Consider the following 22,694-nt stretch of genomic DNA (forward strand, 5'->3'; position numbering starts at 1 on the left):
GGTCAGTCTAGGAGGCGGGCCGGACGCCCGTGCGGCGCACCGGGGTCCGCGCGCCAGTGTCGCGCCCGGCAGGGTCAGGACGCACTGCGGTCAGGAGGCACTGCGGTCGGAGAAGCCGTCGGAGCGCTCCTGCGGCGAGCGCTGCGCGATCTCCTCCATCACCGCGTCGGTGATCGCCCGGTAGAGCCGGGTCTTCACGTGCTGGCGCTTGAGGCTCGCGACGTCGACCGGCGGGCCGAAGCGGACCGTCACCCGGTGCGGTCGCAGCCCGCGCGCGCCGACCGGCTGCACGCGGTCGGTCCCGACGAGGGTGCACGGCACGACGACGGCGTCAGTCGCGTCCGCGAGCCGGCCGACCCCGGTCTTGCCCTTGTGCAGGCGGCCGTCGCGGCTGCGCGTGCCCTCGGGGTAGATGCCGAAGGCACCGCCGGAGCGCAGGTGCTCCTCGGCGACCTCGAGCGACCGGGCGGCAGCTCGGGGGTCGTCGCGGTCGACCGGGATCATCCCGGCGAACTCGCCGAACCACAGCCGCTTGAGCCACCCCTTCGCCCCGGTGCCCTCGACGTACTCGGCCTTGCCGAGGAAGCCGACCTTGCGGCCCGCGGCGAGCGGGATGACCATCGAGTCGACGAAGCTGAGGTGGTTGCTCGCGATGATGACGGCGCCGGTGGCGGGCACGTGCTCGCGCCCCTCGACACGCATCCGCAGGTACGCCTTGAGCGGAGGCCCGACGAGCACCTTGCGCAGGATCACCTCGGCGACGTGGGTCGGCAGGTTGGCGGGCATGCGGCCAGGGTAGTCACCTAGGGTCGGGCCCATGTCGAGCCTTCCGCCCGTGGGACCGCCTCCGCCGCAGCAGCCCCCGCACCACCACCCCGGACCGCCCGCCCCGCCGCCCCAGCACCACCAGGCCCCGCACCACCCGTCCGGCCCTCCCGCTCCCCAGCCGCCGCAGGGCGGCGCGGTCATGCCGGTGCACGGCGAGCACGCCCGGACCATGGCGCCCCCACCCGGCTACGGCGCGCTCCTCGTCACCCTCCAGGGCAACGCGCTGACGACCGGTCTCACCCCGGCGGTCCACGTCGACGGGCACCGCGTGAGCGGCGCCTTCGGGGCGACGCTGTACCCCCTTCGCCCGGGCCGTCACCGCGTCGACGTGCACACCCAGTGGCTGCGCCGCTACGGCCAGGCCGGCATGGAGGTCGACGTCCGCGAGGGCCAGGTCGTCCCCGTCTTCTACGCCGTGCCGTGGCACCAGTTCACGACCGGCTCCATCGGGCACGAGACCCAGAAGCGCAAGGGCGTCGGCGTCCTCGTCGCGATGCTCGCCCTCGTCGTCCTCGTCGTCGCGCTCTGCGTCGGCGGCCCGATCCTGCTCAGCTGAGCGAAGGGGGACCCGCCTCGCCCTTGGCGTCGACGGGTCGCCGGGCGGTGGTGACGAACGACGCGACGGCGGTCGTGGTCGTCTTCGTGCGCGGTGGCGGCCCTCGTGCGCGGTGGCGGCGCCACGCTCACTCCCACTCGATGGTGCCCGGGGGCTTGCTCGTGACGTCGAGGACGACCCGGTTGACCTCTTCGACCTCGTTGGTGATCCGGGTGGAGATCTGGGCGAGCACGTCGTAGGGGACGCGGGTCCAGTCGGCGGTCATCGCGTCCTCGGAGGAGACGGGACGGAGGACGACCGGGTGGCCGTAGGTCCGGCCGTCGCCCTGGACGCCGACGGAGCGCACGTCGGCGAGCAGCACTACGGGGCACTGCCAGATCTCCTTGTCGAGACCGGCCTGCGTGAGCTCCTCGCGGGCGATCGCGTCGGCGCGACGCAGGATGTCGAGGTTGGTCTCGGTGACCTCGCCGATGATGCGGATGCCCAGCCCGGGCCCGGGGAAGGGCTGGCGGTCGACGATGGGGTCGGGGACGCCGAGCTCGCGGCCCACCTGGCGCACCTCGTCCTTGAAGAGCGCGCGCAGCGGCTCGACGAGGCTGAACTGCAGGTCGTCGGGCAGCCCGCCGACGTTGTGGTGGCTCTTGATGTTCGCCGCGCCCGAGCCGCCGCCGGACTCGACGACGTCGGGGTAGAGCGTGCCTTGGACGAGCCACTTCACGGGGTGCTCGGCGTCCCCACGATCCTCGACGACGTCGCGGGCGGCCTGCTCGAAGACCCGGATGAACTCTCGGCCGATGATCTTGCGCTTCGCCTCGGGCTCGGTGACCCCGGCGAGGGCACCGAGGAACTGCTCCTTGGCGTCGACGACGACGAGGTCGACCCCCGTCGCCGCGACGAACTCCTGCTCGACCTGCTCGGCCTCGCCCTGGCGCAGCAGGCCGTGGTCGACGAAGACGCACGTCAGCTGGTCGCCGACTGCGCGCTGGACGAGCGCGGCCGCGACGGAGGAGTCGACACCACCGGAGAGCGCGCACAGCACGCGGTCCTCGCCGACCTGCTCGCGGATCGCCGCGACCTGGTCGTCGACGACGTTGCTGGCGGTCCAGTCGGCGGAGAGACCGGCGCCGCGCAGGAGGAAGTTCTCGAGGACTCGCTGCCCGAAGGTCGAGTGCATGACCTCGGGGTGCCACTGCACGCCGTAGAGACGGCGCTCGTCGTCCTCGAAGGCGGCGACGGGGGCGCCGGAGGTCGTCGCGGTGACCCGCATGCCCTCGGGCGCCTCGATGACCGAGTCGCCGTGGCTCATCCACACCGACTGGTCCTCGGGCTGGCCGTTGAAGAGGGTGGACTCGCGGTCGGCGATGCGTGCGCGGGTGCTGCCGTACTCGCGCAGCCCGGTGCGCTCGACGGTCCCGCCGAGGGCCTGGACCATCGACTGGAAGCCGTAGCACATGCCGAAGACGGGGACCCCGGCCTCGAGCAGCTCGGCCTGCAGCTCGGGCGCGCCCTCCTCGTACACCGAGCTCGGGCCGCCCGAGAGGATGATCGCGGCCGGCTCCTTCGCGAGCAGGTCGGCGGCGCTCGTCTCGTGGGGGACGACCTCGCTGTAGACCTTCGCCTCACGCACCCGACGGGCGATGAGCTGGGCGTACTGGGCGCCGAAGTCGACGACGAGGACAGGGTGCTGCTTCAGCGATTCCGTCACGCGCCCAGGTTACCGGGGCGAGAGGGTGCGTCTCGCGCCCCCTTCGCCCGCTCGTCCACCCGCCCGAAGGGGGTGCGCTCAGCTGGTGAGCGGCGCGACCTCGCGCACGACGCGGCGCTCCTCGACGAAGGCGACGAAGGGGATGCACGCGAGGAGGAGGATCGCGACCATCCGGCCGATCCCCCAGCCCACCTTGAGACCGAGGTTGGCCGTCGCCGCGGCGAAGACCATGAAGATCAGGCCGTGGACGGGGCTCCACCACGTGAGCACGTCGTTGCCCATGCCGTACTTGAGGACCATCTCGAGGATGAGGACGAACATCGCCAGACCGGCGACGATCGCGCTCACCCGGAAGAAGGACAGCGCGCTCGCGACCTGGCGGGGGCTCGCCCCGGTGCCGGTCCTGCTCGTCTGGGTCATGACTCTCCTGTCTGCACGACCGCGCGCTCCTGCGCGGGCGTCTCGTCGCGTCGGGCCTCCTGACGCATCATCCGCCACCACATCCAGATCACGAAGGCGGCGATGACGTACCACTGGGCCGCGTAGCTGGCGTTGCGCCAGTCCAGCGAGGTGTCGGGCAGGGGCGGGGGCACCCGCTCCAGCCCGTCGGGCGGGGTGGCGCCGGACCCGCCGCGCTCGTCGACGACGAAGCCGAAGCCGTTGTACAGCTCGCCCGGCCAGTCGTTGACGAGGGCGGCGAGGTCGATGGTCGAGGCGGTGCCCGGGGCGAGCCCGGTCGCGGTGTCGGGGGCCTCGCCAGGAGCGAGCGAGGCGACGACGTCGACGGTGCCGGTCGGGGGCGAGGGGGGCTCCTCCCCCTTCGGCAGCCAGCCGCGCACGACGGGCAGGTTGGCCCCGGTCTGCTCGACGACGAGCCGCTCGACGGCCCAGCCGCCCTCGCGCCCGTCGAGCAGCCGGCCGACGACGACGAAGCCGCTGCCGGGCTCGTACTCGCCGGTGACGTCGACGCGCTGGCCGGACCCGTCGTCGGGGAAGCCCTCGTGGGGCGCGATGACGTCGGCGATCGGCTCGACGGGACGCTCCTGCACCTCGCGCACGGCCTCCTCGCGGGCCCGGTCGTGGGCGACGGCCCACTGCCAGCGCCCGGCGGTCACGGCGAGCGCGGCACCGAGGAGCGCGAGGACCAGCAGACCCAGCCACTTCGGGCGGGTCGCGGTCCTGAGCACCCGCCCAGGTTACGTCCCGCCCCTGAGGGCTCCCTGCACGGGCTCAGACGCTCGCGGTGCGCCAGTCGTCGGCGGGGCCGACGACGTCGACCTCCTCCGGCGGGGGCGCGACCCGGGGCATGCCGAGGTCGACCTGGCGCGACTCGACGTGGGTGAAGGCGGTGACGGCCGGGGTGCGCGCGGGCACCGGGTCGAGCCGGCGGTAGCCCTCGCCCTGGGCCGGTCGTGGGTCGTCCTCGCCGCGGTTGGGCCACAGCGCGAAGGCCCGCTCGGCCTGCGCCGTGATCGTCAGCGAGGGGTTGACCCCGAGGTTGGCGCTCACGGCGGAGCCGTCGACGACGCTGATCCCGGGGTAGCCCCACAGCCGGTGGTAGGGGTCGAGGACGCCCGACGCCGCCGTGTCGCCGATCGGTGCCCCGCCGAGGAAGTGCGCGGTGAGCGGGATGTCGAAGGCCTCGCTCCACGTGCCGCCCGGGTAGAAGGGGATGCCGATGCGCTCGGAGAGGCGGTGCGCCAGCGCCCGGATGCCGCGATGCCCGGCCTCGATGTACGTCGGGTTGGGCTCGCCGTGACCCTGCGTCGAGGTGAGCCTGCGACGGCCCCCCTTCGTCGTCAGCGAGGTCGTCAGCGAGTTGTCGAGCGACTGCATGACGAGACCGATGACCGTCGAGTCGGCGAAGTGGGTGCCGGGCGGCGCCCACGCCCTCAGCGCGGGCAGGTTGCGGGGCAGCTCGGCGAGCAGCCGCAGCCACCGGGGCGTGCGCCCGGTGCGCGGCGGGGCGAGGAGGGTCGTCAGCAGACCCATCGCGTCCGAGCCGCGGCCGTACCGGCAGTTCTCGACGTGCGTGTCCGCGTCGGGGTGGAAGGAGCTCGTGATCGCGACGCCGCGGGTGAGGTCGTGCTCGCCGGTCGGCGGGGTCGCCGCGAGCGCGCCGACGAGGGCCTCGGAGTTCGTGCGAGTCAGCTCGCCGACCCGGTCGCTCGTCGCGCTCAGCTCGCCCTCGGCGCGCATCTCGTGCAGGAGGTGCTGGGTGCCCCACGTGCCCGCGGCGAGGACGACGTGGCGGGCGGTGGTGACCCGTGCCGAGCGGTCGCCCCGGTCGTCGGTCGCCTCGTGGCGCACGCGGTAGGTGGGGGTCCCCCCTTCGCCGCCGGGCACGAGACCGAGCCGGGTCACCGTGCGAAGGGGGGTGACCCGCGCCCCGAGGCCCTCGGCGAGGGCGAGGTAGTTCTTCACGAGCGTGTTCTTCGCGCCCACCCGGCAGCCCACCATGCAGTTGCCGCACTCGGTGCACGTCGTGCGCTGCGGCCCGGCCCCGCCGAAGTACGGGTCGGGGATCGTGCGGCCCTGCTCCTCGGGGCGGTTGCCCTCTCCGAAGAGGACGCCGACGGGGGTCTTGCGGAAGGTGTCGCCCACCCCGAGGTCGTGCGCGGCGTCGCGCATCGCCTGCTCGACCGGGCCGTCGCACGGGTTGGTGACGACCCCGAGCATGCTCTGGCCGGTCGCGTAGTGCGGCGCGAGCTCGGCCTCCCAGTCGGTGATGTGCCCCCACTGCCGGTCCTCGAAGAAGGCCCGCGGCGGCACGTAGAGGGTGTTGGCGTAGTTGAGCGAGCCGCCCCCGACGCCTGCCCCGGCGAGGATCATCACGTCCTTGAGCAGGTGGATGCGCTGCACCCCGTAGCACCCGAGGCGGGGCGCCCAGAGGAAGTTCTTCAGGTCCCAGCTCGTGCGGGCGAAGTCCTCGTCGGCGAAGCGGCGACCGGCCTCGAGGACGAGGACGGAGTAACCCTTCTCGGCGAGACGCAGCGCGGCGACGGAGCCGCCGAAGCCGGACCCGACGACGAGGACGTCGACGTCGGGCTCGATCGCGCTCATGACAGCCCCACCGACTTCAGCGCGCGCAGCCCGAGCGTCATGACCTTCGCGTACCGGCGCTGGTCCAGCCCCATCGACGGCGCGATCGGCAGGACGTGCTGGGCCGTGACGTTCTGGCTCTCGGTGTACTTGAGGATCCCCTCGGCGCCGTGCCGGCGGCCGACACCGGAGTCCTTCATGCCGCCCATCGGGGCACCCATCGACGCCCAGGCGGCGGCGTAGGCCTCGTTGACGTTGACCGTGCCGGTGCGGATCCGCGCGGCGACCGCGCGCCCGCGGCGCACGTCACGCGTCCACACCGAGGCGTTGAGCCCGTAGTCGGTGTCGTTGGCGAGCGCGACCGCCGCGTCGTCGTCGGCCACGCGGTAGAGCGAGACGAGCGGCCCGAAGGTCTCCTCGTCGCGGCAGGTCATCGCCGAGGTCACCCCGTCGAGGACGGTGGGCTCGAAGACGAAGGGGCCGACGTCAGGCCGGGCGGACCCGCCCGCGAGGACGCGGGCCCCCTTCGCCACGGCGTCGCGCACGTGCTCGGTGACGGTGTCGAGCTGGGCCTGCGAGACGAGGCTGCCCATGTCGTAGCCGTACTCGAGCGAGGTGCCGAGGCGCAGCGCGCGGACGGCCTCGACGAAGGCGGGCACGAAGCGGTCGTAGATGCGGTCGTGGACGAGGACGCGCTCGGCCGAGATGCACAGCTGGCCGGCGGAGGAGAAGCACGCCCGCACCGCTCCCTCGACGGCCCGGTCGAGATCGGCGTCGTCGGCGACGTAGACGGAGTTCTTGCCGCCCAGCTCGAGGCTGTAGGACACGAGGCGCTCGGCGGCCGAGCGCGCGACGGAGCGACCGGTCGCCGTCGACCCGGTGAAGCAGACGTAGTCGCCGGCGTCGACGACGGCCTGCCCGGTCGACCCGCCCGGCCCGAGGACGACCTGGAGGACGCCGTCGGGCAGCCCGGCCTCGCGGAGCAGCTCGACGCCTGCGAGCGCGGTGAGCGAGCCCTGCTCGTCGGGGCGCAGCACGACGGCGTTGCCCGCCATGAGGGCGGGGATCGCGTCGGTGACGGCCAGGCTCAGCGGGTAGTTCCACGGCGAGACGATGCCGACGACGCCCTTCGGGTGGTGCAGGGTGCGCGCCTGGCTGAGCAGCGGCAGGGCGCCGAGGTGGCGGGTCGGCGCGAGGTAGCTCTCCGCCCGCGCGGCGTAGTGACGGGCGGCGATCGCGCAGTCGAGGACCTCCTCGAAGGCGTGCAGGCGCGCCTTGCCCGCCTCGAGCTGGACGAGGTCGAGCAGCTCGACCTGACGCTCGAGGACGAGGTCGTGGAAGCGGCGCATCACCCGCCGGCGGTCGTCGTGCGTCGTCGCCGCCCACCGCGGCTGGGCCGCGCGCGCGGACGCGAAGGCCCGGGCGACGTCCTCCGGGGTCGAGATCGGCAGGGCCGCCAGCGGCGCACCGGTCATCGGCGAGGTCCGCGTGAAGGTCTGCGCGCGCGGCGCCGCGACGACGCGGGCGGAGAGGCGGCGGGCTCGTGCCGGGTCGACGGCGTAGGCCGCGGTGGGGTCGAGCTCGGGATCGGCGATGATCTCGGACGTCATTACTCCACGGTAATGCTGTCGTCGCCCTTGCGCCTGTGGCTCTGCTCACCCGCACCGGCCCGAGGACGACAAAACCCTGCTGGCTGCCTCTTGATGTGCCAGGACCCTGTCGAAAGGGTCCTGGCACGTCGAAGGGCAGCCAGCAGGGTCTTGTCCGCCGGCCGGCACGGGCCGGGGCGAAGGGGGTCAGCTCGGCTGGTGCGGGGCGACGACGACGCCGATCCGCTGCAGCTCCTTGACGTCGGTGTACCCGGTCGTCGCCATCGCGCGGCGCAGGGCGCCCATGAGGTTCGTCGTGCCGTCGGAGTGGCGGCTCGGCCCGAAGAGGACCTCCTCGAGGTTCGCGACGGAGCCGACCTCGACCCGCGAGCCGCGGGGCAGCTCACCGTGGTGAGCCTCGGCGCCCCAGTGGTAGCCGCGGCCGGGGGCGTCGGTCGCGCGCGCCAGCGCGGCGCCGAGCATGACGGCGTCGGCGCCCACGGCGATCGCCTTGACGATGTCGCCGCTCGTGCCCAGGCCGCCGTCGGCGATGACGTGCACGTACCGGCCGCCGGACTCGTCGAGGTAGTCGCGGCGGGCAGCAGCGACGTCGGCGACCGCGCTGGCCATCGGCGCGTGGATGCCGAGGGTCTGCCGGGTCGTGTGGGCCGCTCCCCCGCCGAAGCCGACGAGCACGCCGGCCGCACCGGTGCGCATGAGGTGCAGGGCCGCCGTGTAGCTGCCCGCGCCGCCGACGATGACGGGGACGTCGAGCTCGTAGATGAAGCGCTTGAGGTTGAGCGGCTCGGCCCGGCTGCTCACGTGCTCGGCCGAGACGGTCGTGCCGCGGATGACGAAGAGGTCGACGCCGGCCTCGACGACGGTGCGCCAGTGCTGCTGGGTGCGCTGCGGGCTGAGCGCGCCGGCGACGGTCACGCCGGCCTCGCGGATCTCGCGCAACCGCTCGGTGATGAGCTCGGGGACGATCTCGGCGGAGTAGATCTCCTGCATCCGCGCCGTCGCGACGGCGGGGTCGAGGGTGGCGATCTCGGCGAGGACCGGCTCCGGGTCCTCGTAGCGGGTCCACACCCCTTCGAGGTCGAGGACGGGCAGCCCGCCGTGCTTGCCGAGGGCGATCGCGGTGGCCGGCGACATCACCGAGTCCATCGGCGCGGCGATGACCGGCATCTCGAAGTGGTAGGCGTCGATCTGCCAGTCCAGCGAGACCTCCTCCGGGTCGCGCGTGCGCCGCGTGGGGGTCACCGCGATGTCGTCGAAGGAGTAGGCCCGACGGCCGCGCTTGCCTCGCCCGATCTCGATCTCGTTCACCCGGTCAGCGTACGGGTAGCCCGATGGGCGGGTGCGCGGGGAGCAATCGGGCGCACCGCTGCGTTAGACATGGACGAAGCGTCCTCGACCCGAAGGAGAAGACCATGGCCAGGCTCGGCAGGATCACAGTGCTCGCCACGGCGGCGGAGGCCGCCCGTCAGTGGGCGAAGAACAACCCCGACAAGGCCGGCGCCTACATCGACAAGGCGGGCGCCGCCGTCGACAAGGGCACCAAGGGCAAGTACTCGCGCCAGATCACCTCGGCGACCGGCAAGGCGAAGGGCGCGGTCGGCGGCGGGCACCGCGGTGGCACCACCACCGCACCTCCCGCCCCGGGCACGACGCCCCCGCCCTCCTCGCAGACGCCGCCGCCCCCGGTGAGCTGACGCCACGTCCGACGAAGGGGCGACGCACCACGGTGCGTGGCCCCTTCGTCGTGCGTGGTGACCCGTCAGCAACGGGACCCGTGGAGGCCTGGCCCTCCACATGCCGGGGCAACCGCACCAGGAGTCCCGTTACTGCCGAGTAGCTGCGTCAGGTCCGCGCGCACGACCGCGCCCCGCGTCAGACCTCGGTGTCACGCAGGACGCGCAGGGCGTTGCCGTGGGCGAGCGCCTCGAGGTCGGCCCGTGACCAGCCACGCTCGGCGAGCGCGCCGAGCAGGTGGGGGTAGCGCGAGACGTCGCCGAGATCGGCGGGCAGCACGTCGACGCCGTCGAAGTCGCCGCCGAGACCGACGTGCTCGATGCCGACGACCTCGCGCAGGTGCTCGAGGTGCGCGACGACGTCCGTCGCGGTCGCCGGCGCCGGCGCCTCGCCCTTGAAGCCCCCGAGCCGCCACTGCGCCCAGTCCTCGCGCAGGAAGTACGGCACGAAGTTCGCCATGACGACCCCGCCGTTGTCGGGCATCCGCTCGAGGACGTCGTCGGGCACGTTGCGCGGGTGGGAGCACAGCGCGAGCGCGTTGCTGTGGCTGAAGAGCACCGGCCGGCTCGTCTCGTCGAGCGCGTGGTGCATGGTCTCGGCGCTCACGTGGCTGAGGTCGACGGCCACGCCGAGGGCGTTCATCGTGCGCACGACCTCGCGCCCGAAGTCGGTGAGGCCGCCGTGGACGCGCTCGTCGGTCGCGGAGTCGGCCCACGCGGTGTTGTCGTTGTGCGTGAGGGTCATGTACCGCACGCCCCGGGCGGCGAAGGCTGCGAGGTGCTCGAGCGAGCCGTCGATGCTGTGCCCGCCCTCCATGCCGAGCAGCGCCGCGTGACGCCCCTGCTCCCACACCCGCTCGACGTCGGCGGCCGTGCGGGCGAGCTCCATCTCCTCGTAGCGCGCGCACATGGCCTCGACGAAGTCGACCTGCTCGTGGGTCGCGGTCACCGCGGCCTCGCCCGGCAGCTCGCAGGGCACCCAGACCGACCACAGCTGGGCCGCGAGCCCGCCCGCGCGCATCCGCGGCAGGTCGGTGTGCAGCTCGGGCTGCTCGAGCGCGATGTCGCAGCGGTCGAGGTCGTACCCGGCGATCTCGCGGTGGTGCCACGGGAGGTCGTTGTGACCGTCGAGGACGCGGATGCCGGTGATGTCGGGGCTCGCCATGCCCGGCAGTCAACCAGCCGTCGAGCATGCTGGGCGCATGGACCTCGCCCCCGCCGGCCCGCTCGACGCCATCACCGACGTGCCCGGCGTGCGCGTCGGCCACGCGACCCGTGACGAGCCGGGCTGGCTCACCGGCACGACCGTCGTCGTGCCCCCCGTCGGCACCGTCGGCGGGGTCGACGTGCGCGGCGGCGGCCCCGGCACCCGTGAGACCGACCTGCTCGACCCCCGCCACACCGTCGACCTCGTCGACGCGGTCGTCCTCGGCGGGGGCAGCGCCCTCGGCCTGGCCGCCTGCGACGGCGTGAGCGCCGGCTTGCTCGCCGACGGGCGGGGGTGGCCGGCGGGCCCGGGCCCCGGCGAGGTCGTGCCGATCGTGCCCGGCGCCATCGTCTTCGACCTCGGCCGCGGGGGCGTGTGGGGTCATCACCCGGGGGCAGCAGAGGGCCGGGCCGCGTACGACGCGGCGACCACCGGCCCGGTGGACGAAGGGGTCGTCGGCGCCGGCACCGGGGCCCGCGCCGGGGGCCTCAAGGGCGGGGTGGGCACGGCGAGCGCCGTCCTCGCCGACGGCTCGACCGTCGCCGCTGTCGTCGTGGTCAACGCCGTCGGCTCCCCCGTCGCGCCCGACGGCAGGCTCCTCGGGGCTCACCTGCTCGGTCCGCAGGACGCGGCCGAGCTGCCCGTGCCCGACCCCGAGCGGGTCAGCGCCTACTGGTCCGCGCTCGAGCAGGAGCAGGCAGCCCTGCGGGCCGGCACCGCGACGACGATCGCGGTCGTCGCGACGGACGCGAGGCTCACCAAGCCCGCGACGTCGATGCTCGCCCGGGTCGCCCACGACGGCATGGCCCGGGCGATCTCACCGGTGCACACCGCCTTCGACGGCGACACGGTCTTCGCCCTCGCCACCGGCGAGGGGCCCACCCCCTCGCCGCTCGACCTCGTCGTCCTGCAGACCGAGGCGGCCCGTTGCGTGACCCGGGCGATCGTGTCCGCGATGCTCGCGGCGACCTCGGTCGACCGCAGCGCCGACGGCGGCGCGGTCCTGCGCTCCTACCGGGACGCCCTCGTCGGCTGAGCCGCGCTCAGCGCGCCCGGCTCAGCGGGCGGAGTAGTTCGGCGCCTCGACGATGCCCTGGAGGTTGTGCGGGTGGCTCTCCTTGAGCGAGGCGGAGGTGATCCGGACGAACTTCCCCTTCGCCTGCAGCTCGGAGACCGTGCGGGCGCCGACGTAGAACATCGACTGGCGCAGCCCGCCGAGCATCTGGTGGGTGACCGCCGAGACGGCGCCGCGGTAGGCGACACGCCCCTCGACACCCTCGGGGACGAGCTTGTCGTCGCTGTCGACCTCGGCCTGAAAGTACCGGTCCTTGGAGAAGGACTTCTTGCCGCGGCTGCTCATCGCGCCCAGGCTGCCCATGCCGCGGTAGGACTTGTACTGCTTGCCGTTGACGAAGATCAGCTCGCCGGGGCTCTCCTCGCAGCCAGCGAGCATCGAGCCCACCATGACCGAGTCGGCGCCGGCGACGATCGCCTTGGCGATCTCGCCGCTGTGCTGCATGCCGCCGTCGGCGATGACCGGCACGCCGGCCGGCTTGCACGCGAGCGAGGCGTCGTAGACCGCGGTGATCTGCGGGGCGCCGACACCGGTGACGATGCGGGTGGTGCAGATCGAGCCCGGACCGACGCCGACCTTGACCGCGTCGACGCCCGCGTCGACGAAGGCCTGGGCGCCCTCGCGGGTCGCGACGTTGCCGCCGATGACCTGCACGTGACGGGTCGCCGGGTCGGACTTCAGGCGGCCGACCATCTCGAGGAGCATCCGCACGTGGCCGTGGGCGGTGTCGGCGACGAGCACGTCGGCCCCGGCCTCGATGAGCGTCGTCGCGCGCTCCCACGCGTCGCCGAAGTAGCCGATGGCGGCGCCGACGAGCAGACGGCCGTCGGCGTCCTTGCTCGCGAGGGGGAACTGCTCGCTCTTGACGAAGTCCTTGACGGTGATGAGACCGGCGAGACGACCCTCGTCGTCGACGATCGGCAGGCGCTCGCGCTTGTGCTGGCGCAGCAGCGTCGTCGCGTCCTCCTGCGAGATGCCGACGGGGGCGGTGATGAGCGGCATCTTCGTCATGACGTCGCGTACGAGCGTCGTGGCCCACTCGGCGACGGGGGTGAAGCGCAGGTCGCGGTTGGTGATGATGCCGATGAGGTGCTCGCCCTCGTCGACGACCGGCAGCCCGGAGACACGGTACTCGCCGCAGCGCTGGTCGAGCTCCTCGAGCGTCGCGTCGGGCCCGATGACGACGGGGTTGGAGATCATCCCGGTCTGGGTGCGCTTGACGAGGTCGACCTGGTAGGCCTGGTCCTCGATGGAGAGGTTGCGGTGCAGCACGCCGATGCCGCCCTGCCGCGCCATCGCGATCGCCATCCGCGACTCGGTGACGGTGTCCATCGCGGCGGAGAGCAGCGGCGCGTTGAGCGAGAGCTCACGGGTCAGCCGCGTCGTCGTGTCGAGCTCGTCGGGCGCCAGGTCGCTGAAGCCGGGCAGGAGGAGCACGTCGTCGTAGGTGAGCCCCACCTTGGCGAAGGGGTCCGCCTGCGCCGCCGCCTGGGCGGCGAAGTCGTCGTGGCGAGGGTCGCAGGAGGAGCCGAGAGCCATTGGACAAGTCTAGGCCGCGTCGGCAGGTGGTCCGGACACCCCCACGACCGGGCTCGACCACGTCCGCGGGGCGGTCCCGTGACGTCCGCGAGGCGGTCGCCCCTAGCGCGATCGCGCCGACCCGCAACCCGGCATGACCATCTCTTGACGAAGACCCCCGATTTCTTGGGCGAATCCTGACGTCTAGGGGTGTTGGACCTGGGCGCCCTCTCCGTAGCGTTCCGTGCCACGAGGGCAGCCCGCCCAGGGGTCGACATGACCAGGGCCGCCCTAGATCAGCAGAGCAGAACGGGGTACCGCGATGGCCGACCTAGGACACCTGCCAGGACCGGTGGCGGACCTGTGGGAGTGGCAGTACGAGGGCCGCTGCCGCAGCATCGACACCGACGTCTTCTACCACCCGGAGGGCGAGCGAGGGGCTGCCCGCCGGCTGCGCGAGACGGCGGCCAAGGAGATCTGCGCGACCTGCCCGGTCATCGCGGCCTGCCGCGCGCATGCCCTCGCCACCCGCGAGACCTTCGGCGTGTGGGGCGGCATGACCGAGGACGAGCGCGAGCACCAGCTCGCCCGCGCCGCCCTCGCCGGCTGACCCGGCGGCGACCGCGGCACGCGCCGACCCGCCTACGCTGGTCCGCGTGAGCACGCACGAGTCCGTCTACATCCGCGACGACGTCATCCGGCTCGGCCAGCTGCTCAAGCTCGCCGGGCTCGTCGACGACGGCGCCACCGCCCGCGAAGTCATCAGCGAGGGCCGGGTGAGCGTCGACGGCGAGGTCGACATGCGACGCGGCGCCCAGATCCGCCCCGGCCAGGTCGTCACGCTCGACGGCCAGGAGGTCACCGTCGTCCAGGGCGAGCCGGAGATCGACGTCCCCTGGTGACGCCACCGACCCGGTCGAGGTGATGGGGCGAGCCCTGGCTCATGGGATCACCTCGACGCGGTGCGGGTCGCTCAGGAGCCGGCGAGCATCCAGTCGAGCGCGTCCGCGACGTGGATCTCCGTCGTGTCGTGCAGGGGCACCGGGCAGTCGTCGGGCTCGATGAGCAGCCCGAGCTCGGTGCCGGCGAGGACGACGGCCTCGGCGCCGCGGTCGACCATGCCCTCCATCACCTGACGCACCCGCTTGCGCGAGGCGTCCTTGATGACGCCGTGCACGAGCTCGTCGTAGATGAGCGCGTCGACCTCGGGGCGCTCGCTCTCCTCGGGGAGGATCACCTCGAGCCCGCGGGCCGACAGCGGCCCCGTGTAGAAGTCGGCGCCCATCGTCGTCGCCGTGGCGAGCAGGCCCACGCGGCTCTGGCGCTGCTCCTCGACCCGCCGGGCGGCGGACTCGGCGATGTGGAGCAGCGGGATGTCGACCGCGGCCGAGACCCGGTCGGCGACGGCGTGCATCGTGTTCGCCGCGATGAGCAGACCCTCCGCTCCCCCGCGCTCGAGCGAGCGGGCCGCGTCGACGAGGACCTCGGCCATGCCGTCCCAGTCGCCGGCGTGCTCGAAGTCCGTCACCGGCGCGAAGTCGACGCTGTGCAGGAGCACCCGCGCGCTGTGCAGACCACCCAGGCGCGCCTCCACCCCTTCGTTGAGCAGCCGGTAGTACTCAGCCGTCGCGGACCAACCCATGCCGCCGATGACACCCAGGAGCCTCATGGCACTCACCCTAACCACGGGGGGCCGGGGTGCGCGCGTCCGAGTGGCGTACACCCTGCGCACCGTCCTCCCCGGGCGATCTAGGCTCGTGCGACGTGAAGGTCCTGCTCCTCGAGAACATCCACGAGTGCGCCACCGCCGCGCTCACCGACGCCGGCTTCGAGGTCGAGACGCGCTCCGGCGCCCTCGACGAGGCCGAGCTGATCTCCGCGCTGGAGGGCGTGGAGATGCTCGGCATCCGCAGCAAGACGCAGGTCACCCGGGAGGTGCTCCAGGCCCGGCCGGAGCTGCGGGCCATCGGCGCCTTCTGCATCGGCACCAACCAGGTCGACCTCGACGCGGCCGCCGCGCACGGCACCGTCGTCTTCAACGCGCCCTTCTCCAACACGCGCAGCGTCGTCGAGCTCGCCATGGCGGAGATCATCGCGATGGCCCGTCACCTCACCGACAAGAACTCCGCGCTCCACGCGGGCGTCTGGGACAAGTCGGCGAAGGGGGCGCACGAGGTCCGCGGGCGCAGCCTGGGGATCGTCGGCTACGGCAACATCGGCAGCCAGCTCTCCGTCATCGCCGAGGCCTTCGGCATGCACGTCAGCTACTACGACGTCGACGACAAGCTGCCGCTCGGAAACGCGCGTCGCTGCGACAGCCTCGAGGAGCTGCTCGAGACCTGCGAGACGGTCTCGCTCCACGTCGACGGACGCGACGGCAACGCCGGGGTCTTCGGCGCCGAGCAGTTCGCCCAGATGCGACCGCGCAGCCTCTTCCTCAACCTGTGCCGCGGCTTCGTCGTCGACCTCGAGGCCCTGCGCGAGCACCTCGTGAGCGGTCACATCGCCGGCGCGGCGGTCGACGTCTTCCCCGAGGAGCCGAAGAAGGCGGGCGACCCCTTCGTCTCGATCCTTCAGGGTCTGCCGAACGTCATCCTCACCCCGCACGTCGGCGGGTCCACCGAGGAGGCGCAGTACGACATCGGGCGCTACGTCAGCGGCAAGCTGCGCGACTACGCCCACACCGGTGCGACGACGATGTCGGTCAACGTGCCGTCCGTCGCGCTCACGCAGTCGCCCGGAGACACCCGCATCCTCCACCTGCACCGCAACGTCCCCGGCGTCCTCGCCCGGGTCAACACGCTGCTCTCCGAGGGCGGGGCGAACATCGACAGCCAGCAGCTCTCGACGCGGGGCGAGTACGGCTACGCCGTCACCGACCTCGCCGGCTCCCTGCCCGGCGACGTCGAGCAGCGGCTGCGCGAGCTCGACGAGACCGTCGAGGTCCGCGTCATCACCTCCTGAGGCCTGCCCGTCCGGCGCGTCGGACGGCACCTCGGGCGGGCGAAGGGGGACGACCCGCCAGGGCTCGTCCGGTCGCCGGCGACCCGCCGTCCGACACGCAGGGCGGGTCAGCGGGCCGGGACGACCTCGGGCAGCACCGGGGCACGGCGCGCGCGGGCCTGGAGCAGCTGGGCCGCGGCCAGGCCGGTCATCGCGATGCCGGCACCGACGAGGTCGGTCGCCGAGGGCTGGTCGCCCTGCAGCACCCAGGCGAGCAGGATCGCTAGCGGCGGCACCGCGAGCACCCACGAGACGACGGTCGCGCTGGGGTTGCGGTGGAGCAGCGAGTAGAAGATCCCGTAGCCGACGAGCGTCGAGACGACCGCCGTCCATGCCGTCGACAGCAGCGGGCGCCAGCCGAGCCCGGAGAGGGCGTCGACGACGGTCGCCGGGCCGTCGACGAGCAGGGACAGCGCGAGCAGCGGCAGCGGCACGACGAGCGAGGACCAGACCGTCAGACCGAGGCCACCGGGCACCCCCTTCGCCCGCACGACGACGTTGCCGACCGCCCAGGACAGTCCGGCGAGCAGGGTGACGGCGAAGGGGAGCAGGCCGGCCGCTCCCCGGCCGAGGGCGACGACGGCGAGTCCGACGACGGCCACGCCCACACCGATCCCCACCGCCGGGGCGACCCGCTCGTGGAGGACGACGGCCGCGATGACGATGGTGAGGGGCACCTGGACCTGCAGGACGAGCGCGGACATCCCGCTCGGCATCCCGAGGTGCAGCGCGAGGTAGAGCATCGAGAACTGGCCCAGGCTCACGGTGAGCCCGACCGTGGCGAGCACCCGCCACGACACCGCCGGGCGCGGGACGAGGAAGATCGCCGGCAGCAGCACGAGGACGAAGCGCATCGCGGCGAAGAGCAGCGGCGGGACGTCCTGCAGACCCCACTCGATGACGACGAAGTTGCTCCCCCAGATGAGGGCCATGAGGGCGGCGAGCCCGGTGTCACGAGGGGTCATGGGTGCCAGTCTGCGCGCGACGACCTCGTAGCACCAGCAAATGATCTGCGTGCCGACCGTGTACCTTCGCTGCATGATCGATCTCGACGCCGTCCGCGCGCTGCGCGCCGTCCAGGACCACGGCACCGTCGTCGCCGCGGCGGAGGCGACCGGCTACACGACGAGTGCGGTCTCGCAGCAGGTCAAGCGGCTCGAGCGGGCCGTCGGCCTGCCGCTCCTCGAGCGCGTGGGGCGCGGCGTCATCCTCACCGAGCACGGCCGGCGGCTCTGCGACTCCGGTGGCGAGGTCCTGCGCGCCGTCGAGCAGGTCGAGGCCGGGCTGCAGGCCGCCGCCGACCGCGTCGTCGGCGAGCTGAGCGTCGCGGCCTTCTCGACGGCGCTGCGCGGGCTCGTGGCCCCGGTCGTCCGCGACGTCCTGCAGACCTGGCCCGACCTGCGCCTGCGCCTCAGCGAGAGCGAGCCGTGGCAGACCGTCGAGCTCGTCGCCGCCGGTCGGGTCGACCTCGGCATCACCCACTCGTGGGGGACGGTGCCGCTGTCGATCCCCGAGCACGTCGACGTCCGCCCGCTTCGCGAGGACCGGGCCGACCTCGTCGTCCCGGCGGGTCATCCCCTCGCCACGGCCCATGAGGTCCGCGCCGCCGACCTCGTCGACGAGAGCTGGGTGGCGACGCCCGAGGGGACGATCTGCCGCGAGTGGCTCGTCCACATGCATGCGCTGCACCGGTCTCGGCCGCGGGTCGTGCACGAGTCGGCCGAGTTCGACGCCCAGCTGGCGCTCGTGCGCGCCGGTCTCGGGGTCGCCCTCGTGCCGCGCATGGGCCGCTCCGAGCTCACGGCGGACCTCGTCGCGGTGCCCGTCGTCGACCCCGTGCCGACCCGCGAGGTGCTCGCGCTCTCGCGGGTGTCGATGCGCGAGTCCCCCGCCGTCCGCGTGCTCCTCGACGCCCTGACCTGCTGAGCCGGGCTCTCCTGCCCGCTGCGCGGCGACGAGCGGGGAGGTGCGGGAGCCGGTAGGTTCCGCACACGCGGGTGCAGGGCCCGCGATGTCGGCAGGGGGTCGTCATGAGCAGGTCCGTCCGTGCGCTGCAGGTGCTGCTTGCCGCGCTGCTGCCCCTGCTCGTGCTGGCGCCCGCCGCCGCGGCCGAGCGCGTGCCGGTGCCGCCGGCGCCCTCCTCGGCCACCCGCTTCGCCGACCCGGACGACGTGCTGACCTCGGGTCAGCGCAGCCGGCTCGCACGCTCGCTGCGCGAGACCGCCCGCTCCGAGCCCCGGGTCGTCGTCCGGGCGCTCGTCGTGCGCACGACCGGTGACGAGGACGTCGAGGCCTACGCCCGGCGGGTGGGGACGAGCTGGCGGGCCGGCGTCGGACGCGGGGTCCTCGTCGTCGTCGCGACCCAGGACCGCCGCATCCGGGTCCAGGTCGGCAGCCGCGAGCGGGCCCGGCTCACCGACCGCGAGGCGGCGCGCATCATCGGGCAGGTCCGACCTGCTCTGCGTGACGGGCGCTGGGAGACCGCGGTGGCCCGGGCCGTCGAGCTCGCCGCGGCCGAGGCCGGCAGCCCCGCCCAGCGCACCGGCGCCGACACCGAGAGCGACTGGGTCGAGCACGACGAGATGCTCGGCGGGCCGTGGGACGTCGGCGACGACGGGGTCGCGACGGGGCAGGACCTCTTCGGCGTCCCCTTCGCCGTCGTCGGGGGCCTCGTCGTCGTCCTCGGGCTCGTGGCCGTGGTGACAGGCGGTCGCGGGTCCTCGCGCCACCGCTCGAGCGCGGCCGGCGTCGCGCTCGGCATGTCGCACCACCATCACCATCACGGCGGGCACATGGGTGGCGGCTTCGACAGCGGGAGCGGCTTCGGCGGGGGCGGCGGAGGGGGCGACGGCGGGTCCTCGGGGTCCTTCTGACGAGGCGGGAGGGCCCGAACCCTCCCCGCCGTCTTGGCCCCAGAGATCCCGGCTCTCCCCCTTAGCTACCCAGCAGTAACGGGACCCCTGGTGCGGTTGACCCCGTATATGCGGGCCAGCACCCCCACGGGTCCCGTTGCTGCCGGGTCACCGGGACGACGACGGGGCGACGCACCGTGGTGCGTCGCCCCGTCGTGGGTGAGGTCGGGTCAGTGGTGGTGACCGTGGCCCGCGGCAGCGGGCTCCTCGTCCTCGGGCTTCTCGACGACGAGCGTGTCGGTGGTGAGGACCATCGACGCGATCGACGCGGCGTTGACGAGCGCGGAGCGGGTGACCTTGACCGGGTCGATGACGCCGGCGCCGACGAGGTCGCCGTACTCACCGGTCGCGGCGTTGAGGCCCTGACCCGGCTCGAGCTCGGAGACCTTCGAGACCGCGACGTAACCCTGGAGGCCGGCGTTCTCGGCGATCCAGCGCAGCGGCTCGACGGCGGCCTTGCGCACGATGCTCGCGCCGGTCGCCTCGTCGCCCTCGAGGGTGAGGGTGTCGATGACGGAGACGGCGTGCACGAGGGCGGAGCCGCCACCGGCGACGATGCCCTCCTCGATCGCGGCGCGCGTCGCGGAGATCGCGTCCTCGATCCGGTGCTTCTTCTCCTTGAGCTCGACCTCGGTGTGGGCACCGACCTGGATGACGCAGACGCCACCGGCGAGCTTGGCGAGGCGCTCCTGGAGCTTCTCGCGGTCCCAGTCGGAGTCGGTGCGCTCGATCTCGGCCTTGATCTGGTTGACCCGGCCCTCGACCTGCGAGCTCTCGCCCTGGCCGTCGATGATCGTCGTGGCGTCCTTGGTGATGACGACGCGACGGGCCTGGCCGAGGTCCTCGAGACCGGCCTGGTCGAGCTTGAGGCCGACCTCCTCGGCGATGACCTGGGCACCCGTGAGGATGGCCATGTCCTGCAGCATCGCCTTGCGGCGGTCGCCGAAGCCGGGGGCCTTGACGGCCGCGACGTTGAAGGTGCCGCGCATCTTGTTGACGACGAGCGTCGACAGCGCCTCGCCCTCGATGTCCTCGGCGATGATGAGCAGCGGCTTGCCCGACTGCACGACCTTCTCGAGGACGGGGAGGATGTCGGCGACCGTGGAGATCTTGCCCTGGTTGATGAGGACGTAGGCGTCCTCGAGGACGGCCTCCATGCGCTCGGCGTCGGAGACGAAGTAGGGGCTGATGTAGCCCTTGTCGAACTGCATGCCCTCGGTGAAGTCGAGCGAGGTCTCGGCGGTCGAGGACTCCTCGACCGTGATGACGCCGTCCTTGCCGACCTTGTCGAAGGCCTCGGCGATGATCCCGCCGATGGTCTGGTCCTGCGCGGAGAGCGAGGCGACCTGGGCGATCTCGTCCTTGCCCTCGACCTCGCGGGCGGTCTCGAGCAGACGCCCGGAGACGGCCTCGACGGCCTTGTCGATGCCGCGCTTGAGGCCGGACGGGGCGGCGCCCGCGGCGACGTTGCGCAGGCCCTCCTTGACCATGGCCTGGGCGAGGACGGTCGCGGTCGTCGTGCCGTCACCGGCGACGTCGTTGGTCTTGGTCGCGACCTCCTTCGCGAGCTGCGCGCCGAGGTTCTCGTAGGGGTCCTCGAGCTCGATCTCGCGGGCGATGGTCACGCCGTCGTTGGTGATCGTGGGGGCGCCCCACGCCTTGTTGATGACGACGTTGCGACCCTTGGGGCCGAGCGTCACCTTCACCGCGTTGGCGAGCTGGTCGACGCCGCGCTGGAGGGCGTCACGGGCGGAGTCGTTGAACTCCAGTTCCTTGGCCATGTCAGTCCTTTGTGTTGATCGAAGGGGGGAGGTCAGCGCGACGCCCCGGGGAGCCCGGGCGGGCCCGCACCCGGGGCGTCAGCGTGCTGAGAGGTGGGTCAGCCGACGATCGCGAGGACGTCGCGCGCCGAGAGGATGAGGTACTCGGTCCCGCCGTGCTTGACCTCGGTGCCGCCGTACTTGCTGTAGATGACGCGGTCGCCGACGGAGATGTCCATGGCGACGCGCTCACCGGCGTCGGACACGCGGCCCGGACCGACGGCGACGACCTCGCCCTCCTGGGGCTTCTCCTTGGCGGTGTCCGGGATGACCAGGCCGGAGGCCGTGGTCTGCTCGGCCTCGAGCGACTTGACGATGATGCGGTCCTCGAGCGGCTTGAGCGAAACCGACACGTTGGCTCCTTCGATGGAAGTTACTTCGCTTGTCTTCGGTGGTCAGAGCCGCTCGCCGTCGCGGGGGTCGACCGGCTCTGGTCCTGGCACTCACCAGTGGAGAGTGCCAAGCAGAAATCTAGGCCGCTCGTTAGCACTCGGTCAACCTGAGTGCCAGCAGGCGGTCAGCGCGGGCCGTGGTGGTGGGATCTGAGGACCTGGCGGCCCGTCGCGGTCGGTGCGTAGTAGACGCTGCTCCCCCGCCGGCTCGGCTCGAGCAGGCCGGCCCTCGTAAGCCACCGCAGGTGCTGGCCGGCGGCCGAGGTGGAGACGCCCAGGTGGCGACCGAGGGCGGTGCTCGTCGTCTCCAGGCCCACCGAGGACAGCGCCGCCGCTCGGGCCGGCCCGAGCAGGGCGGAGAGGTCGGGGCGGTGCGGTGCGGCCCCGAGCGGCACCGGACGCGCCGGGTAGAGGACGTAGGGCTGCGCCCCCTCGTGCACCGGGCAGGCCGGGAAGGGCGCGAAGAGGGTCGGCACGAAGACGAGCCCTCGCCCGTCGACGTCGGCCTCGAAGTTCGGCCCGTTGGGGTTGCGGCAGACGACCTGCGTCGCCGTGACCTCGAGATGGGGACTCAGCTGGTCGAGAGCCGGCAGCAGCCCCGCGGTCACCGCGACGTCGGAGCGCACGGCGATGTCCTCGCGCAGCGCGGCGCTGATCCGCTCCCACCACGGCGCGAAGCTGTGGGTCCAGTACGCCTGCATCGCGGCGACGACCTGGCGGTGCACGGCGACGTCCGAGCCCTGCAGCGCCACGGGGCGACGGTCGGGGAAGAGCACGTCGAGCTCGGCCCCGACGACCGCTGGGTCCATGCGGGCCAGCTCGCGCATCTCGGCGGTGAAGTCCGGTGCACCCGCGTGCGGCCGCGGGTTGAGGAACTCCGGGGTCGACATGTCGTCGGAGACGAGCGCGGCGAGGGTCTGCAGCACGGGCAGCGGCGTCGTCGCGAGCACGTGCCGACGCCACTCGCGCAGGTGCGGGTAGTCCTCCGGCCGACGGATGACGCGCAGCGAGAGGCAGGCCTCGGTGAGGGCGGAGATGCCGAAGCGCGACGTCATGAGCTCGGTCGGCGTGAGCCGGTACACGAGCTCGTCGGGCGCGGGCAAGGCCTTCAAGCGATTCACTTCATCTCTGCACGAAGGGGTGTGCTCCGTCAGAGCATGTCACCTGGACGAATCGCACCGAGACCACAGCCAGATCCGGGCGTGACCACATCATGACGTCACGCCGGTCTGCGCGGAAGGAGCCTCCCGAGCTGAGCTCGACCGCGTGACCCCGCTGGTGCGGGCGCGCGCA

General features: G+C 73.0%; 22 protein-coding genes. 8 read left to right on the forward strand and 14 right to left on the reverse strand.

The features are described from left to right. Positions 1-90: 90 nt before the first annotated feature. Positions 91-786, reverse strand: coding sequence for a 1-acyl-sn-glycerol-3-phosphate acyltransferase (locus L6241_RS12195; RefSeq protein ID WP_068273315.1), 696 nt, complete (start codon positions 784-786; stop codon positions 91-93). A 49-nt stretch (positions 787-835) separates the two neighbouring features. On the opposite strand from L6241_RS12195, the gene L6241_RS12200 reads away from it, so the two are divergent. After that, a complete protein-coding gene (locus L6241_RS12200; RefSeq protein ID WP_368246440.1) occupies positions 836-1,384 on the forward strand; it encodes a hypothetical protein in 549 nt (182 codons plus the stop codon). 127 nt (positions 1,385-1,511) lie between these two features. Here L6241_RS12200 and guaA read toward each other — a convergent pair whose 3' ends face one another. The 6 genes from guaA to L6241_RS12230 form a co-directional block, all read right to left on the reverse strand. Next, positions 1,512-3,089: a glutamine-hydrolyzing GMP synthase gene (gene guaA, locus L6241_RS12205; RefSeq protein ID WP_068273307.1), complete on the reverse strand. Its 1,578-nt coding sequence runs from the start codon at positions 3,087-3,089 to the stop codon at positions 1,512-1,514. Positions 3,090-3,167: 78 nt separating this feature from the next. After that, complete coding sequence (locus L6241_RS12210) at positions 3,168-3,509, reverse strand: DUF3817 domain-containing protein (RefSeq protein WP_068273305.1); 342 nt, start codon at positions 3,507-3,509, stop codon at positions 3,168-3,170. Beyond that, positions 3,506-4,276 carry an SURF1 family protein gene (locus tag L6241_RS12215; protein ID WP_368246441.1) on the reverse strand — a complete coding sequence of 257 codons (771 nt, stop codon included), beginning with the start codon at positions 4,274-4,276 and terminating at the stop codon, positions 3,506-3,508. The genes L6241_RS12210 and L6241_RS12215 overlap by 4 nt, the downstream gene beginning before the upstream one ends. Before the next feature lie 43 nt (positions 4,277-4,319). Then, positions 4,320-6,152 (reverse strand): GMC oxidoreductase, encoded by a 1,833-nt coding sequence (locus L6241_RS12220; RefSeq protein WP_368246442.1) that lies wholly within the window; start codon positions 6,150-6,152, stop codon positions 4,320-4,322. Next, positions 6,149-7,741 (reverse strand): succinic semialdehyde dehydrogenase, encoded by a 1,593-nt coding sequence (locus tag L6241_RS12225; protein WP_368246443.1) that lies wholly within the window; start codon positions 7,739-7,741, stop codon positions 6,149-6,151. The genes L6241_RS12220 and L6241_RS12225 overlap by 4 nt, the downstream gene beginning before the upstream one ends. Before the next feature lie 186 nt (positions 7,742-7,927). Continuing rightward, positions 7,928-9,049: a GuaB3 family IMP dehydrogenase-related protein gene (locus L6241_RS12230; protein ID WP_068273296.1), complete on the reverse strand. Its 1,122-nt coding sequence runs from the start codon at positions 9,047-9,049 to the stop codon at positions 7,928-7,930. 104 nt (positions 9,050-9,153) lie between these two features. Between L6241_RS12230 and L6241_RS12235 the strand changes: the two genes are divergently transcribed. Then, on the forward strand, positions 9,154-9,435 hold the full coding sequence (locus tag L6241_RS12235; RefSeq protein WP_068273294.1) for an antitoxin: 282 nt from the start codon (positions 9,154-9,156) through the stop codon (positions 9,433-9,435). 178 nt (positions 9,436-9,613) lie between these two features. Here L6241_RS12235 and L6241_RS12240 read toward each other — a convergent pair whose 3' ends face one another. Beyond that, positions 9,614-10,639 (reverse strand): dipeptidase, encoded by a 1,026-nt coding sequence (locus L6241_RS12240; RefSeq protein WP_368246445.1) that lies wholly within the window; start codon positions 10,637-10,639, stop codon positions 9,614-9,616. Between the two features lie 37 nt (positions 10,640-10,676). On the opposite strand from L6241_RS12240, the gene L6241_RS12245 reads away from it, so the two are divergent. After that, complete coding sequence (locus L6241_RS12245) at positions 10,677-11,717, forward strand: P1 family peptidase (RefSeq protein ID WP_368246446.1); 1,041 nt, start codon at positions 10,677-10,679, stop codon at positions 11,715-11,717. A gap of 21 nt (positions 11,718-11,738) precedes the next feature. On the opposite strand, the gene guaB is transcribed toward L6241_RS12245, so the two are convergent. Further along, on the reverse strand, positions 11,739-13,295 hold the full coding sequence (gene guaB / locus L6241_RS12250) for an IMP dehydrogenase (RefSeq protein WP_368246448.1): 1,557 nt from the start codon (positions 13,293-13,295) through the stop codon (positions 11,739-11,741). Positions 13,296-13,596: 301 nt separating this feature from the next. Here guaB and L6241_RS12255 point away from each other — a divergent pair, with 301 nt between their 5' ends. Beyond that, complete coding sequence (locus L6241_RS12255) at positions 13,597-13,884, forward strand: WhiB family transcriptional regulator (protein WP_068273287.1); 288 nt, start codon at positions 13,597-13,599, stop codon at positions 13,882-13,884. 46 nt (positions 13,885-13,930) lie between these two features. Further along, positions 13,931-14,176, forward strand: a complete 246-nt coding sequence (locus tag L6241_RS12260) for an RNA-binding S4 domain-containing protein (protein ID WP_368246449.1) — start codon at positions 13,931-13,933, stop codon at positions 14,174-14,176. A gap of 71 nt (positions 14,177-14,247) precedes the next feature. On the opposite strand, the gene L6241_RS12265 is transcribed toward L6241_RS12260, so the two are convergent. Continuing rightward, entirely contained in the window at positions 14,248-14,943 is a 696-nt protein-coding gene (locus L6241_RS12265; protein WP_123091201.1) for an aspartate/glutamate racemase family protein, read from the reverse strand. Between the two features lie 95 nt (positions 14,944-15,038). Here L6241_RS12265 and serA point away from each other — a divergent pair, with 95 nt between their 5' ends. Continuing rightward, complete coding sequence (serA, locus tag L6241_RS12270; RefSeq protein ID WP_368246452.1) at positions 15,039-16,238, forward strand: phosphoglycerate dehydrogenase; 1,200 nt, start codon at positions 15,039-15,041, stop codon at positions 16,236-16,238. Positions 16,239-16,345: 107 nt separating this feature from the next. Here serA and L6241_RS12275 read toward each other — a convergent pair whose 3' ends face one another. Continuing rightward, entirely contained in the window at positions 16,346-17,242 is an 897-nt protein-coding gene (locus L6241_RS12275) for an EamA family transporter (protein WP_368246454.1), read from the reverse strand. Positions 17,243-17,315: 73 nt separating this feature from the next. Between L6241_RS12275 and L6241_RS12280 the strand changes: the two genes are divergently transcribed. Both L6241_RS12280 and L6241_RS12285 read left to right on the forward strand, forming a co-directional pair. Next, entirely contained in the window at positions 17,316-18,203 is an 888-nt protein-coding gene (locus L6241_RS12280; protein ID WP_191565022.1) for a LysR family transcriptional regulator, read from the forward strand. Positions 18,204-18,307: 104 nt separating this feature from the next. Beyond that, a complete protein-coding gene (locus L6241_RS12285; RefSeq protein WP_368246456.1) occupies positions 18,308-19,150 on the forward strand; it encodes a YgcG family protein in 843 nt (280 codons plus the stop codon). Between the two features lie 209 nt (positions 19,151-19,359). Here L6241_RS12285 and groL read toward each other — a convergent pair whose 3' ends face one another. The 3 genes from groL to L6241_RS12300 form a co-directional block, all read right to left on the reverse strand. Continuing rightward, positions 19,360-20,970, reverse strand: coding sequence for a chaperonin GroEL (gene groL / locus L6241_RS12290; protein WP_251718682.1), 1,611 nt, complete (start codon positions 20,968-20,970; stop codon positions 19,360-19,362). A gap of 98 nt (positions 20,971-21,068) precedes the next feature. Beyond that, positions 21,069-21,362 (reverse strand): co-chaperone GroES, encoded by a 294-nt coding sequence (gene groES / locus L6241_RS12295; RefSeq protein ID WP_068273266.1) that lies wholly within the window; start codon positions 21,360-21,362, stop codon positions 21,069-21,071. A 164-nt stretch (positions 21,363-21,526) separates the two neighbouring features. Further along, complete coding sequence (locus L6241_RS12300) at positions 21,527-22,513, reverse strand: ArsR/SmtB family transcription factor (RefSeq protein ID WP_368246459.1); 987 nt, start codon at positions 22,511-22,513, stop codon at positions 21,527-21,529. Between the last annotated feature and the right edge of the window lie 181 nt (positions 22,514-22,694).

This window comes from Janibacter sp. Y6 (genome assembly GCF_040900765.1).
Lineage (GTDB): Bacteria > Actinomycetota > Actinomycetes > Actinomycetales > Dermatophilaceae > Marihabitans > Marihabitans melonis.

Bases quoted from the DNA above. Each gene is read 5' to 3' on its own strand.
- L6241_RS12195 (WP_068273315.1), bottom strand. From the start codon at position 786: ATGCCCGCCAACCTGCCGACCCACGTCGCCGAGGTGATCCTGCGCAAG.
- L6241_RS12210 (WP_068273305.1), bottom strand. From the start codon at position 3,509: ATGACCCAGACGAGCAGGACCGGCACCGGGGCGAGCCCCCGCCAGGTC.
- L6241_RS12220 (WP_368246442.1), bottom strand. From the start codon at position 6,152: ATGAGCGCGATCGAGCCCGACGTCGACGTCCTCGTCGTCGGGTCCGGC.
- L6241_RS12225 (WP_368246443.1), bottom strand. From the start codon at position 7,741: ATGACGTCCGAGATCATCGCCGATCCCGAGCTCGACCCCACCGCGGCC.
- L6241_RS12235 (WP_068273294.1), top strand. From the start codon at position 9,154: ATGGCCAGGCTCGGCAGGATCACAGTGCTCGCCACGGCGGCGGAGGCC.
- L6241_RS12240 (WP_368246445.1), bottom strand. From the start codon at position 10,639: ATGGCGAGCCCCGACATCACCGGCATCCGCGTCCTCGACGGTCACAAC.
- L6241_RS12245 (WP_368246446.1), top strand. From the start codon at position 10,677: ATGGACCTCGCCCCCGCCGGCCCGCTCGACGCCATCACCGACGTGCCC.
- guaB (WP_368246448.1), bottom strand. From the start codon at position 13,295: ATGGCTCTCGGCTCCTCCTGCGACCCTCGCCACGACGACTTCGCCGCC.
- L6241_RS12255 (WP_068273287.1), top strand. From the start codon at position 13,597: ATGGCCGACCTAGGACACCTGCCAGGACCGGTGGCGGACCTGTGGGAG.
- L6241_RS12265 (WP_123091201.1), bottom strand. From the start codon at position 14,943: ATGAGGCTCCTGGGTGTCATCGGCGGCATGGGTTGGTCCGCGACGGCT.
- L6241_RS12275 (WP_368246454.1), bottom strand. From the start codon at position 17,242: ATGACCCCTCGTGACACCGGGCTCGCCGCCCTCATGGCCCTCATCTGG.
- L6241_RS12280 (WP_191565022.1), top strand. From the start codon at position 17,316: ATGATCGATCTCGACGCCGTCCGCGCGCTGCGCGCCGTCCAGGACCAC.
- L6241_RS12285 (WP_368246456.1), top strand. From the start codon at position 18,308: ATGAGCAGGTCCGTCCGTGCGCTGCAGGTGCTGCTTGCCGCGCTGCTG.
- groL (WP_251718682.1), bottom strand. From the start codon at position 20,970: ATGGCCAAGGAACTGGAGTTCAACGACTCCGCCCGTGACGCCCTCCAG.